Raw genomic sequence first — 13,827 nt, 5'->3', positions numbered from 1 at the left:
CTATCGAAATGTAATGCAGACCGGGCTCTCGGTGTGGATGATACGTCCGGTATACTCCATGCGGCCTGTTTCCTCGCAGAGACGCATCTCTACGATGGTATCGCTGTCCTCATTTGCCGCATAAAACAAGCTGTAATCGCGGTTGAAGGAGATAAAACGTGGTGTCAGACCCAGAGTCGGGTAATAGCCTAATTCCTTCATATATCCAGTGTTCTGGTCGATACGGTAGAGCACGATAGACTCATGGATACGGTTGGAACCGATGAGAATCTCGCCATTTTTGCTGAGCAAGGATGCACTCGCCTGTCCCTCGCCCGTATAGGTATCTGGCAGAGTCGGAAGTACCTGCAGCGCCTTTAATTTACCGTTCTTGTCATCAAATGAAAGGTAGGTCATCGAATTTCCTTTTTCATTGATTAAGTAAACAAAGCGGTTGTTCGGATGAATCGATACGTGGCGCGGCTCATCGTACTCGCGTCCGCGGTAGCAGTCGGTCTGTGTCAGGCTGCCGTCCTCCGGGTTAAAACGGAATACGACGATCTGTCCGTAGCCCTGCAGTCTCGCCTGGCATACAACAAAAAGGTATTCTTTCTTCTGATCCCAAATACACTGGTGTGCAAAGGAGATAGCGCCTTCTTTCTTTCCTGCCATATGCGCAGTGTGGACAATCTCTCCCAGACTTCCGTCCGCATTGCGGCGGATGACATAGACAGCGCCGCCCTGCAGGGCTGCCACTACCATGTACTGGTTGGTGCGGTCCGGTGTGATGAAAACCGGATTCTTGCCGCCGATCTCGATGGTGTTTAAGGCAGATAAGGTTCCGTCTGCCTCGATCTTATAGCTGCTGACCTGTGTATTGTCGCCGTGTACGGAGTAGAGATATTTCTCCTCCAGATCCATCGCCTGATAGGACGGATTCGGCAGCGTCTCTAAGCACTGAATCTCTTTCCATTCGCCGGTTGCCTCCGAAATTTCGTAAACCTTTAACCCCTTGCCGCGTGCATTTCTCTCGCGGGTGGTACGGCATCCTACGTATGCGTAACTCATGTTTGTTTCCTCCTGACCCTTTTAATGCATTTTATTTTTACCCAAAGAATCCGCGTTCCCTCGAATATGCGGATTCTTTATTTCTTGGTTTGATAAAATTGTAACATGGAGAATTGACAAATGGAAATTCAGGATTTGAATGTAGGGGTATTCCAGAATGGAATGGTGCGGGTGATGGATGAGATCGCGAGAGGGACAGCACAGACCCAGGGATATTCTTCCAGAAAATGCTTGCGCTCTTGGGTCTGCGCCTGTTACCATATTTATTTCCGCTCTATCTTATTGACGTGATAGTACTCTTCTGTAAAGGATATAAAATCCATGATATCCTGGTTCCGATAGCAGGAATCGGAAAGCATCATCCAGACGCGGCGGGAGACAGGTTCCTGTTCTTTGTTGTAGATCGGGATGAGCTGGAAACGGCTGCGGTCAAACGCCCAGTCGGAGCCGAAGAGAAAGCAAATGCCAAGTCCATTTTCTACCATCTCGATCGCGATATCCGAATATGGAACGAAATGAGCGGCATGGAGGGATTCTCCAAAGTGATCCTTCCACCACTGGTTGAGCAGCAGTTTTACCATCGGATTTAAATACGATTCGATGATCGGCAGATGCTCGACATCCTCCAGTGCCGTCCCCATCGGCGCCATGATGTAAAGTTCTTCCTCAAACAGGCAGATTTTCTCTCCAAGAAATGGATAATCGCCACAGACGATCGCGATATCGATCGTTCCGTCAGTAATCTGGCGGATCAGCATATCGCTGGAGTTTGGAAATGTCTTAAACTGAAGGCGGTTGTACGCGTCCACATAACCTTTCAGCAGTTTCGGCATATGGAGTCTTGCAAAGGAGTTCGGGACACCGACGCGCACCAGCTCCTTGACGCCGTGGCGCTCAGAGAAATGTTCACGGATCTCACCGAGGAAATCCAGCATGATCCCCGCTTTTTTGACAAGGTAGCGCCCATCCTCCGTGAAGGTCACGCCCTGGCTGCTCCGTTTCACAACCTCCACGCCCCATTCCTGTTCGATCGTCTTGACGCGCTTCGTCAGGGCGGACTGCGTCACGTACAAATCCTCCGCCGCCTTGCTGATGCTGCGTTTTTCATATAATTTTCTAAGAATCAGCCAGTCTAGTTCCCGCATTTCTTCCAGTTCTCCTTTATCTCAACATTTTAATTGCATATTGCTTTGAGGGTGCGGATTGCTTCATGAATAATTCAGGATGAATTTTATTTTCTATTTTTCCCAGCTTTCGCACCTTCCGCCACATACTCCACAAACTGCGAAAGCGCCGGGGACAGCCGCTTACTCTTCGGATAGAAAAACCAGGTATTCCGTTCCACCGGCGTCCCATCTTTCCAGAAAAGCGAAGTCAGGCACAGGTTGTGTTCATTGGCAAAATGTTCTGGAAGAAAACAAAGTGTATAACCAAACCCTCGTTCTATCATCTGCCATGCCACATCAATATAACCAACTGGCATACCATTCCCGACCGGGGTGCTGAAATTTTCATTCCACCAGCGCTCCAGAATCTCTCTTGTCCGATCATTCGTCTTATACTCGATCCGATCTAACCCCGGCAAATCTTCCATCTTAACTGGTTCTTTTGTTACCAGACAGGCAGCGCTTTTACCGACCCGGATGCGCTCCAGCGCCCCCTCATAATCGCCGCGGATAAATCCGACATCCACCGTCCCGTCAAGCAGCTTGCGAAACAACGCATCGCTCTGATCCGTCACGACCTCAAACTGCACCCTGGGATGTTCTTTCCGGTACTGGAATAAAAGTTCCGAAAGCATGTATTTACTGTATGTATAGGAAGAACCGATCACAATCGTCTCCTCCGTGCTCTTCTGCATTGCCGCCAGCGCCTCCGTCGTCTCCTTCATAAACACCAGATACCGCTCCGCCTGATCGGCAAGATATCGTCCCTCCGGTGTAAACGAAAGCCCCTTCGGCGTCCGGTTGACGATCGTCACACCAAATTCTTCCTCCATCTGCTTGAGACGCTTGGTCAAAGACGGCTGCGTCATGTAAAACGAATTGGCAACCTTCGTCATATTTGGATTTTTATAAAGTGCATGTAAGATTTGCCAGTCTGTATCTCTCACGGAACATCCCCCATTTTATCGCTTAAATTGATTCTGTCGTTATTTTTCTTTCTCTTCTGCCGCTTTTGGATACGATGTTTCTTCCTGTGTTATCCTTGTAGAATCCGCATATCCAAAAAGCGCTCCAAACAATGTCTTTTTCTCAATTTCTTTCACAATCTTCACTCTTATTCTACCACAAGATTACTACAAATGTCTTTCTTCCGTCAAGTCGCACGAAAAAGCGCCTGCACATCCGCACAGGCGCCTTTTCCCAAAATAAATAAGTTGGTGAATAAGTAGTTATTGTATATAAAAATATAATGGAGGCATAATTAATAAATGACTACGCTTCTTTCTCCGCTTCCAGCTGTTTTTTCAGTGTTCTCAGCTGTCCGCCATTTAAGACAACTTCGATTTCTTTATCCGTCAATTCTAATTTAGCCCAGAAAGAGAATCCTTTTGTCTTATCGGTAATCTGTACACGGCGTGCTGCAATCTGCTCTCGCAGGTTATCGATATGAAGCTCATCTGTCTGCTCCAGGCGGTCATAATCAGCTCCATCCTCAAACAACATTGGAATTACGCCATGATTTACCAGGTTTCCCTTATGGATACGGGCAATACTCTTGGCAATGACTGCCTTAACACCCAGATACATCGGGTTGATTGCCGCATGCTCACGGGAGGAACCCTGTCCATAGTTTTCACCGCCGATGATAACGCTCTGTCCCATTTCTTTTGCGCGAGCTGCAAATTCCGGATCATATCGATGATAGCAATACTGGGACATCAACGGAATATTGGAACGCATACTGCTGAACTCAGCACTTGCCGGTGTAATATCATCGGTGGATACATTATCACGGGCTTTTAAGCTGATAGGAGCATCCAGTGTCTCCTGCGGCGGCTCCGGAACCGGAAGAAACTTGATGTTCGGTCCGCGGACAATCTCCACCTTCGCAGCTTCCTCCGGAGACAGCGGCGGAAGAATCATCGAATCATCAATATCGTACTGATCCGGCTCGTGAATTGAATCCAGGATCTTCACATTTTCACCCATAATATCTTCTGCCGTTGCGAAGGTCCCCATAATCGCTGTCGCTGCAGCACTCTCCGGGCTTACCAGATAGATCTTAGCAGTCGGATTCCCGGCACGTCCCTTGAAATTACGGTTGGAGGTGCGGACTGCCACACCGTCGGTCGCCGGAGTCTGACCGATTGCGCAGCACGGACCACAGGCAATCTCCAAAAGACGGACACCTGCATCCAGAAGCATCTCCACATATCCATCGCGCATCAGCTGACGGTACACCTGCTTGGAAGAAACCGCACAGGTACAGCTTACATCCTCATTCACATGATGTCCCTTAAATACAAGTGCTGCTTTTGCAATATCGGCATAGCTTGCATTGGTACAGCTTCCGATAAATACCTGCTGTACTCTCTTCTTTTCCGCCTGATGCAGCGGCATAACATTGTCCGGCTGGTGCGGACATGCGATCAACGGCTCTAACTCGCTTAAATTGATATCGATCGTCTCGTCGTACTCGGCGTCCTCATCCGGAAGAAGCTCTGTGTATGCTTCCGGACGTCCCTGTGCAGCCAGAAATCTCTTTACCTGTGCATCTGCCGGGAAAATGGAAGTGGTCGCGCCCATTTCCGCACCCATGTTTGCGATAGTCGCACGTGCCGGAATCTCCATCTCGGCAACTGCCGGTCCCACGTACTCATATACATTTCCCAGACCGCCCTTGATGGTCACGCGGCGAAGCATTTCCAAGATAACTTCCTTCGAGTTGCAGCCTGGTCTTAATTTACCGGTCAGGTTGACACGGACGACTCTCGGCATCGTCAGACGCATCGGAACACCCGTCATCGCCGTTGCTACATCCATGCCGCCGACACCGATACACAGCATACCGATCGCGCCGCCATGCGGTGTGTGACTGTCTCCGCCCATCGATACCTTGCCTGGCACACCAAAACGGGATACATGAACGGTATGGCAGATGCCGTTGCCCGGTCTGGACACATACACGCCGAATTTCTTTGCTGCGGACTGCAAATAAATGTGGTCGTCCGGCGTCTTATTATCTACATATAATAAATTGTGATCGAGGTAGCTGACGCTGCACTCCGTGCGGACACGGTCCAGCCCGATCGCCTCGAATGCCAGATAAGTCATAACGGCATTGATATCGTGTGTCAATGTCTGATCCACCTTGATAAAAATTTCTTTGCCCGGCGTCATATCGCCCGATACGAAATGTGACTCAATAATCTTTCTGGTAAGTGATTTCCCCATGTTTTGATTTCCTCCATTTGGTTTGTCATATTCTCTCGGAGTCTTTCCTGCACTCCGCCATCTCTATCAGCCCCGCAGCCTTGACCCGGCTGCCCGTCTGTTTTTTCCGTCCTTATTGTAACGCCTGCCTGCGGGGAAAATCCAATTAAGAAAGGGAATGAAGGTATAACTTTCTGTTATCAGGGCTTTTCCCCGTACTCCTCCCTACTCAATTCTTCGCTTCCATTTACGCCTCCTTATTTTCGCTCATTTTTCGTATATCTACAAAATTATATTATATCTTTTAGGTGTCATTAAAAATTATTTTATTTTATTATGTAATTTTATGTATCTTTTTGTATTTTTCTGACTGTTTTATGTTAGAATCCAGCCATGTTTGGGAGGACAATTTGTATTAGGGAGGAAATTCGAATGAGAAAAATTAAAATGATGACCAGTGCAGTGCTTCTTTCTGTATCCCTGGCTTTTTCTTTAACAGCTTGTGGAACAAAGTCTGAACCGGCAGCCGATACAACAGCGGCTGAAGCCGAAGTAACCGAGACAGAAGTCGAAGCAGAGACTGCCGAAGAAGCGGCGAATGACGAAGAAGAGAAAGTCAAAGTCGGCGTTTCATGGAATGCAGACGAAATCGACGAAGATGCACAGTTATATATAGATGCCGTTACCAAAGCTGGCGGCGAAGCAATTTATCTTCCTCAGATCAAAACCGAGGATGACGCGAAAAATGCTCTGGCAGAAATCGATGCTCTGGTTATGACCGGCGGCGAAGATATTGATCCGAGCTACTACGGCGAAGAGCCAAACGAAAAATTAGAGACTGTAAACGAAGTCAGAGATACTTCTGATTCTCTTTTAATCAAGGCAGCTCTCGATGAGGATATCCCGATGCTCTGCACCTGCCGTGGCATGCAGTTCTTAAACGTATTAAGCGGCGGTACCTTATATCAGGATCTTCCGACTCAGAATCCGTCCGATATCGAACATCGCGATCCGGACCGTAAGGTATTCGCAAAACATGAGATTACCGTAGACAAAGATAACATCGTTGCTGCCGCATTTGGCGGAGAAGGCACCTACACTGTAAACTCCTGGCATCATCAGGCAGTCGATCAGTTAGGTGACAACCTGAAAGTCGTTGCTACTGCTCCAGATGGAATCATCGAAGCAATCGTCAGAGAAGATAAAGACTACGTGATGGGCTTACAGTTCCATCCGGAAGCTATGATCGCTGAAGGTGATGACAGTTTTCTTGCTTTCTACACCAACCTGATCGATCAGGCAAAAGAGGCAGAATAATCACATTTCTCCCAGACAAAACAATATTTTTGATGTTTTAATAACCTCCAGGCGGATGAATCAATCTTTCCGCCCGGAGGTTTTTTGTCCAAGACGCTCTTTTTTATAAAGAAGAATGTGCCTTGGCACATTCTCGCGCCGAGCGCGGTCGCTTGCGACAAACTACATCTTCGCGCGAGTGCGCATCATTGGCACGTTAGTGCCTTTTTGTGTAATAGGGGATCCCAAGGAATTTCCTATTACATAAAAAAGCAGAAGCCCCACGCTCCCGCATGAGACTTCCACCCTACTTTGAATCATTGAATCTTAATTAAATTGTCTCTACTCCCAGCCAATCACATCCCAGACGTCGCTGGTTTCCAGCCCCAGCCGCCATCCGGCTACGCCTGCCAGGTCGTATTTCTTGATTAAATCCATCTTGAGTCCCAGAGACCTTGTCTCCTCCATCCAGAGCTGCTGTTCGCCGTTCTGGCTGTCCAGCCTGCCGTAATACTGACCAGCCGAATCATCCCAGGTCAGATCCATGCCGCTCTCCGACACCCATTTTGTCGCCTCGGAGATTCCCATCGCACGGGAGGACGCATTGTCGCCGCTTCCCGTCCAGAGCCTTGTGTAGAACGGGACTGCGTTGATTACCTTTTCCTTCGGAACCAGGGAAAGCATATCTTTGATGCCGTTTTCGACATATCCGATCGAAGAAACAGAACCGGCTTCGCCGCCTGCATAGTGCTCATCATAACCCATGATAATCACATAATCTGCGACGTTGCCCTGCTCTTTCTGGTTGTAGAAACGGTTATATACCGCCGGAACATAGTTATCGACCGACAGCACCAGCCCTTTCTTACGGCAGGAAACCGACAGCTCGCGGATAAACTCAATGTAATGGACACCCGCCGCCGTCTTCAAACTCTCAAAATCCAGATTGATACCGTCAAATCCATAACGGTCCGCCTCTGTCATCATATTTTCAATCAGTTTTTCGCGCACAGACGTCCTGGAAAGAAGCACCTCCGCCTGCACGTTCTTGCTGCATTCGCGGCTGAAATTGTCGAGTACCGCCCAGACCTGCAGACCTTTTTCATGCGCCCGATCCACATAGGACTTATCTGCCAGAGATTCATACGCGCCGCTGTTGCTGCTAAGCGTAAACCACGTCGGCGCGATGACATTGACACCTTTCGTCTTTGCAATCAGAGAATCCATCGCCTGGTTTGCCGCCGCGATCGTTACCTGATGCCAGACCATCACAATCTTCTGATCCAGTGAAATATTCTGGTAGACCGGAGCAGTAAAATCACTCTTTAACGTCTCCTCATGCAGATTTTTCATCTTCCACTTGTGCATATATCCGATATGACCGTCCGGTGTCATGACTCTCGCCCAGTTGTCATACTGTTCCAGCACCGTCACTGTCCCGCCGCGCTTTATCTCAGTCACAATCGGGCTTTTCAAGCCGCCTCTTAAGCGGATCTTGGCGCTCCACGCCGCATCTGCCACCGTGACCGGATCCCAGTTATTTTCCACGAAAACCCGCTTCTGTGCCTCACCATCATACGCCTGCAGACGCACATCGGTGTATTTCTGAATCAGAGCCAGTGAAAGATAAACTGCATCGCCATCCCGGTAAAGGATCTTTTTTCCGTCCTCATCCACGGTCGTCTCGTCGCTTTTCACGATCTCCTCCGGCAGGGCGTACACCAGTATTTCCTCATTGGCATCCCAGTAAAAACGTTCATTTAAGTTCGCATCTACCCACGTAGCCGGCAGATACGTCTGCCCGTCCACGTAGACACCGCTCTCCTCCTGACGTTCATAGTTCAGATACAGCGCCACCCGGTCGCTGCCGCCCGCCGCGTACAGAGCATCCAAATCCGCCCTCTCCCGGCTTGGCATATATTTGACCGCTGCAATCACACCAACGGCTGCCACGATTAAAAACAGCACAAACCCGAAAATCCGTCCCAGACAGCCCGAACGTGCTTTCCTTGATCTTCCTCTTTCCATGTTTTCCTCCGGTATATGTTAAGGTAATACCATAAGCACTAAGCTCAAAAATACCTCGCTAAGTGCCCTTATTATATCACACCAGCTCCATGGAATGTTGACTTTTTTCTTAACTCCTCTTTCATTTTCCCTGTAATAGGTTACTGTTTACGCATACGTACCCAGTAACTGTAATAGCACCATCTAAACAGTTCTCACCATTTTCTCCGAAAGAAAAATCCGGCGGACTGTCCAGATACGGACAAAACGGCACCTCTCTTATCACCGGTTGTAAACCCGGTCAAAATGTATCTCTGTCAGCACTCCTGTCTCCGCTCCGACGTAATCAGCCATATAAAACGAGCCGTCCTCCCGGAACTCACACAGCTTCCTGTACTCTTCTGGTCTGCACTCCCTCCCATCAATTAAAATCTGGATTCCTTTACTCTTATATCGCTGTAATCCCTCGACAAATATTCTCTGCTGTTCCCTACGCCTCCTCTCCGCTTCTTCTTTTTTACTTTTTCTTACTACCATTCCACACCTTCTCCATTCCGCGAAAACAGACCATTCTGCCTTTTCTGACCTTTCGGAGATAATCGGTAATTTATAACCCCTGGTCTGCCTCGCTTATCGTAGGAATTTTCCAAAAAAAGTCATGGACTCTCCCGTAACCATCAACGCGTTCTTCTGCAGTGGGATTTGCCGGATCCGGATATCCAGATATTGCTCTGCCATTTTTACAGCTTCCTCTTCTCCAAATGAGACGAAATACTCACACCATTTTTTCCATTTTTGCTTTTCTGCTGCCAATGCCGCAAAATCTGCCAGCTGCCATCCGCTGACCGAACCGACCAGAAAACAGCGGCTGCATCGAAAAAAGGCATCCTGATTCTTCTGTGTCAAGGCTCCGAAGTCGATCACCATCGCCTCCATCCCCCTTTCCGAACAATCGTACCATTCTGCACGTTCAGCCTTTTGATAGAAAAAAATTCCCCTAATTTCAAACGGCTGTCCTGCCCCGTCTATAACCGGTTTTTCCCTTCTTTTTCCCGTCCGGAATATCTTTTCAAGCTGTGCAAATGAGCCGCTCTCATTTTGTTCCAGAACCGCCGTTCGCCGGCACAGAACCCCGGACAGATATGCTGCCGTCATAAGCGAAAAGTGTGTCACCCCAACCGATGGTCCGCTCCCGGCTATCCCGATACATTCCAGGCGTTCTGTCCCGGTCTGCTTTGTGTCTGGCACTGGTTTTTGCCTGAATTTTCGCCCCACTTTTGAGCCTTCGCCCCGTTTTCCGATTCTAATCTGTATTTCCTCCTATTTCCACTGCCACGGGAATCCACCCATAAAGCGCTCCCACCTTCGCCGGATGTTCCGCCAGAGTCCCCCTTCTTTTGCTGCCTGTCTGGTCCCCCGTCCTTTTTTGAGAGCTTCCTCCCGGAAAATCCTTTCAAAAAATTCTGTCTCCTCCGCTGCCTCATTTTCCTGCCCCCGCCTTCCGCCTGCATCGAACGGCGGGGTTAAAAACGGAAGCCGCAGATACCTAAGATGCCGGACCTCCTCCGGAAGATAATCCCGCTCGCATTTTCTGTGATTTAATAAAATCTGGAGTCCCTCTTCTGCTCCCAGAAACCGGATCGCCCGCAGAGAATCTTCTTTCTCCCACGGCTGCAATCCACAGACGAAAAGAATCAAATCATACTCCCCATCCAGAACCGTCTGGAGCCTGGTTCCGCAGTCATCTAAAATCACTTCAAACACCGGCTGTTCCAGCTGCACCACATCGCTGTATCTGGGTTCCAACGCCAGACCGTCCATGTAATAAATTCCATGTTCATCCGGCACCATCCCATACCAGGATGCCAGCCTGCGGACTGCCCCCGTGTCATTCTGCTCCCTGTAAAGGCAGGAAACTCCTTTCTGCCGCAGATATCGGACCGCGCCAAGTGCGGTATGTGTAACCCCGATTCCGCTCCGGCTGCCTGCTACGGCAATCCTGAGAAGTGGTATATGACGTTCTGCAAATATGCGCGCCTCCAGTTTTTCCAATGCCTCTAACACTTCCCGGACACTCTGGCAGCGCTCTTTTTTCTCTGTTCTGAGACATCGCCCCATAAGAATGTACAGATCTCCCCAACAGCTTCCCTGTCCTGCTTTTATCTCCCCCTCTGGGGCATGCCCTGTCCCCATATAGTACAGGAGGGCGCCAATGGCATAGATGTCGGTCCTCTCATCCAGAGTCCCTCCCTCGTACTGTTCGGGGGCTGCAAAGCCTTTTGTTCCATAGCAAACAGATCGTTCCTGGCTCAAAGACGCCAGTGCCGCCTGATCAAAATCAATCAATTTTAATTGTTCCCGGCAGATTAGAAGATTCCCGGGGTGGAGATCTAAATATAAGATTGGATTTGGTTTGAATGAATGCAGATAATTCATGATCCGGCAAAGCTCAATTCCCAGACGGATAAGCTCTCCCGTTTGCAGACTGCCCGTTCTCTCAATTCGGGCATACAACGACTCACCGCACAGATATTCCTCGATGAGATAATAATAATTTTCGTCAATTTCCAGATCGTAGATGATCGGGATTCCCGGATGGCGCAGCCGCTTCAAAAGCGCTGCTTCCTGAATGAAACCGCTCTCTGTCCGCCTGACACGCTTAATCGCTCTCTCTTCATCAAGCCCCAGATGCCTGGCTAAAAAAACAGTTCCGCTCCGACCGCGTCCGATCACACGTTCCAGCTGGTATTTTCCAAATAGAACGGCTGTTTCCGTACCGCGCCTCCTTTCGGTCTATACCACCTCTCAAGATTCATTGTATACGATCCCCTCAGTTCCCGCAACCGTTTTTAGAAAGATTTTATGCTTTTTTTTCATATTCAAATTGCCAAGTGATTATATTATATAGTATGATGAATACCAAGGTTCCAAAGTCCAAAACATTCGTAAGCAGCCTTTTTCCGCAGAAAAATGAGCGGCTTACGAATGTCTTGCAAAATTGCGGAAGTGCGAAGCACGAAGCATTTGGTATCTTAACCACCCAAAAGACAAGGAAGTGAAAATCCATGAAAATAGAACGCATCAACGAAAACCAGATCCGCTGCACCCTGACCAGCAGCGATCTGAGCGCCCGCAACTTAAATCTGGGCGAACTCGCCTATGGCACGGAAAAGGCGAAAAAACTGTTCCATGAAATGATCCAGAAGGCATCGAATGAAGTCGGCTTCGAGGCGGACGATATTCCTCTGATGGTGGAAGCAATTCCGCTCTCCAGTGAGAGCATCATGCTGATCATTACCAAGATCGAGGACCCGGAAGAGCTGGACACCCGCTTTTCACGCTTTTCCCCGGGAAACGAGGAGGAGCCTCTGACAGCGCTTGCCAACGAGCTTTTAGAGGGCGCGGACGGGCTTTTAAGCCTGTTTACTGACAATGGCAAAAATACCGCCGCAAGCCCGCTGACCGGTTCGGACGCGCCTTCCACTGAAAAGGCAGAGCCAGGTTCCAAACTGCCGGCAGCGCGTATTTTTACTTTCGGCTCCCTCGACGAGGTCTGCCGGGCAGCGCGCATCGCAGCTCCAGTCTGCGAAACACCGAACACGCTTTATAAACACCCGTCCGACGGTCGTTACTACCTTGTTGTCCGCCAGACAGCCGACAGCACCGACGCATTCAACCGCCTGTGCAATCTCCTGTCCGAGTACAGCGAACCATTAAAGACTGCCGCTGCCCCGAATGCATTTGAGGCATACTATGAGGAGCATTATGAGACGATCGTCCGGGAGCACGCGCTCTCAACGCTCTCGACCCTGTAGGAATACTGACTTCCAGAAAAATCGGTTTTTTCCATTGCTTTTATTTTAGAACATGAAAACCATCAATTTCTCCTTGAATATTTCGCATTTTTAGTATAGAATATAGCCAAACGCATAAATATAAAAGGAGGATTTTATCATGGCATTTGTAATTACTGATTCTTGTGTAAGTTGTGGTTCCTGTGCTGGCGAATGTCCAGTTGGAGCAATCTCTCAGGGAGATGGCAAATACGATATCGACGCTAACAGCTGCATCGACTGCGGTACATGTGCAGGCGTATGTCCGACCGGCGCTATTGAGCAGGGCTAATTAAACACAAACAAAAACGAAATATCTACATAAAAAAGCCTGTCGTTTCCGACAGGTTTTTTTTATGCCCTTTTGCAGAACTTATCACATCTTGTTCCCATTCCGTCCAAATTTCTTTTTCTTTACACGGGACCGGAAAAATGGAAACCGCCCTGGCGCAGCCGCCGCTGCTTCCGCTCGCCCCTGGTTTTCCCGCTGATACGCGCGGATGACCTCGTCGAGGCGCTTGAAGCGCTCTTCCTCCCGCTCATCAGAGACCCGCATCAGGTATTCCAGCTCCTTCATCAATTTATCATGCACCAGATAGCTGACGTCCTGGCTCAGTTTTTCGCTGTTTTCCTCGATCGCACGCCCGATGACCTGGTTCATGATCTCCTGAAACTGGCGCATCTTCTCCCCCGCCAGAGGCTGGGAAACCTCTGCCTGCGGCAGTTCTGTTTCCTTGTTTTCTACCTCTGTATTTTTTTTCATTTCCATATTTTCCTGCCTGCTCATGTTACGCTCTCCTGTTCCCGTTTCCCGGAAAACCGCCTGTGCCTGCGCTTCCAAAAGCGCTTCCGGTTCTGTTTTCTGATTTTCTTCCACTTTTCCGATGATTCCCCGTATGGCTTTCAACTGGTACCCCTGTTCCTTCAACTGCTTGATCTGACGGAACAGCTGGATATGAAACTCCGTATAGTACCGATGCCCCAGTTCATTTCTCGGAATCGGAAGCCCCAGCTCGTCCTCCCAGTACCGGAGCACGTGAGCCTCCACCTGCACCTGTCTGGAAGCATCCGAAATCAGGTAATGCTTGTTCTTATTCATTCTGCTTGTCCTCCCCGGTACCTTACTACTACTATATGCGGGGTTCAAACTAAATATGAATAGCATTTACATAAAAAACAAGTTCCGGAACTCCTTCACCATCGATCGGAACGATTACCATATCGTAGCTAAATGCCAGCTCGCTGACGGTAGAAGGCGAATGAAT

12 protein-coding genes are annotated in these 13,827 nt (G+C 49.0%); 3 read left to right on the top strand and 9 right to left on the bottom strand.

Features of this window, described 5'->3' with window-relative positions; all coding sequences use genetic code 11:
* From DXD12_RS12620 to DXD12_RS12605, 4 genes are all read right to left on the bottom strand, one after another.
* A complete protein-coding gene (locus DXD12_RS12620; RefSeq protein ID WP_118638471.1) occupies positions 1-1,047 on the bottom strand; it encodes a beta-propeller fold lactonase family protein in 1,047 nt (348 codons plus the stop codon).
* A 263-nt stretch (positions 1,048-1,310) separates the two neighbouring features.
* Entirely contained in the window at positions 1,311-2,192 is an 882-nt protein-coding gene (locus tag DXD12_RS12615; RefSeq protein ID WP_118638470.1) for a LysR family transcriptional regulator, read from the bottom strand.
* 86 nt (positions 2,193-2,278) lie between these two features.
* Positions 2,279-3,160 carry a LysR family transcriptional regulator gene (locus tag DXD12_RS12610; RefSeq protein ID WP_118638469.1) on the bottom strand — a complete coding sequence of 294 codons (882 nt, stop codon included), beginning with the start codon at positions 3,158-3,160 and terminating at the stop codon, positions 2,279-2,281.
* Between the two features lie 325 nt (positions 3,161-3,485).
* On the bottom strand, positions 3,486-5,447 hold the full coding sequence (locus tag DXD12_RS12605; protein WP_118522515.1) for an aconitate hydratase: 1,962 nt from the start codon (positions 5,445-5,447) through the stop codon (positions 3,486-3,488).
* Positions 5,448-5,858: 411 nt separating this feature from the next.
* Here DXD12_RS12605 and DXD12_RS12600 point away from each other — a divergent pair, with 411 nt between their 5' ends.
* A complete protein-coding gene (locus DXD12_RS12600; protein WP_182457086.1) occupies positions 5,859-6,743 on the top strand; it encodes a gamma-glutamyl-gamma-aminobutyrate hydrolase family protein in 885 nt (294 codons plus the stop codon).
* Between the two features lie 321 nt (positions 6,744-7,064).
* Here DXD12_RS12600 and DXD12_RS12595 read toward each other — a convergent pair whose 3' ends face one another.
* The 4 genes from DXD12_RS12595 to DXD12_RS12580 all read right to left on the bottom strand — a co-directional run bounded on the left by DXD12_RS12595 (position 7,065) and on the right by DXD12_RS12580 (position 11,471).
* On the bottom strand, positions 7,065-8,750 hold the full coding sequence (locus DXD12_RS12595) for a glycosyl hydrolase family 18 protein (protein WP_107001815.1): 1,686 nt from the start codon (positions 8,748-8,750) through the stop codon (positions 7,065-7,067).
* A gap of 261 nt (positions 8,751-9,011) precedes the next feature.
* Positions 9,012-9,266: a hypothetical protein gene (locus DXD12_RS12590; RefSeq protein ID WP_022358865.1), complete on the bottom strand. Its 255-nt coding sequence runs from the start codon at positions 9,264-9,266 to the stop codon at positions 9,012-9,014.
* Between the two features lie 93 nt (positions 9,267-9,359).
* Positions 9,360-9,977: a hypothetical protein gene (locus tag DXD12_RS12585; protein WP_147354025.1), complete on the bottom strand. Its 618-nt coding sequence runs from the start codon at positions 9,975-9,977 to the stop codon at positions 9,360-9,362.
* A gap of 72 nt (positions 9,978-10,049) precedes the next feature.
* Positions 10,050-11,471: a serine/threonine-protein kinase gene (locus DXD12_RS12580; RefSeq protein ID WP_118638466.1), complete on the bottom strand. Its 1,422-nt coding sequence runs from the start codon at positions 11,469-11,471 to the stop codon at positions 10,050-10,052.
* Between the two features lie 323 nt (positions 11,472-11,794).
* Between DXD12_RS12580 and DXD12_RS12575 the strand changes: the two genes are divergently transcribed.
* Together DXD12_RS12575 and DXD12_RS12570 are read left to right on the top strand one after the other, a co-directional pair.
* On the top strand, positions 11,795-12,544 hold the full coding sequence (locus DXD12_RS12575; RefSeq protein WP_118638465.1) for an adaptor protein MecA: 750 nt from the start codon (positions 11,795-11,797) through the stop codon (positions 12,542-12,544).
* A 139-nt stretch (positions 12,545-12,683) separates the two neighbouring features.
* The gene (locus tag DXD12_RS12570; protein ID WP_107001811.1) at positions 12,684-12,854 is read left to right on the top strand and encodes a 4Fe-4S binding protein; all 171 of its coding nucleotides are present in this window, start codon (positions 12,684-12,686) and stop codon (positions 12,852-12,854) included.
* Between the two features lie 84 nt (positions 12,855-12,938).
* Here the strand turns inward: DXD12_RS12570 and DXD12_RS12565 are convergent, their stop codons facing one another.
* Positions 12,939-13,661, bottom strand: coding sequence for a helix-turn-helix domain-containing protein (locus tag DXD12_RS12565; protein WP_118638464.1), 723 nt, complete (start codon positions 13,659-13,661; stop codon positions 12,939-12,941).
* Between the last annotated feature and the right edge of the window lie 166 nt (positions 13,662-13,827).

This window comes from Clostridium sp. TF11-13AC (genome assembly GCF_003481065.1).
GTDB lineage: Bacteria > Bacillota > Clostridia > Lachnospirales > Lachnospiraceae > Otoolea > Otoolea fessa.
Note: the sequence above shows the minus strand (reverse complement) of the source record. Positions and strands in the feature narration are given on the sequence as shown.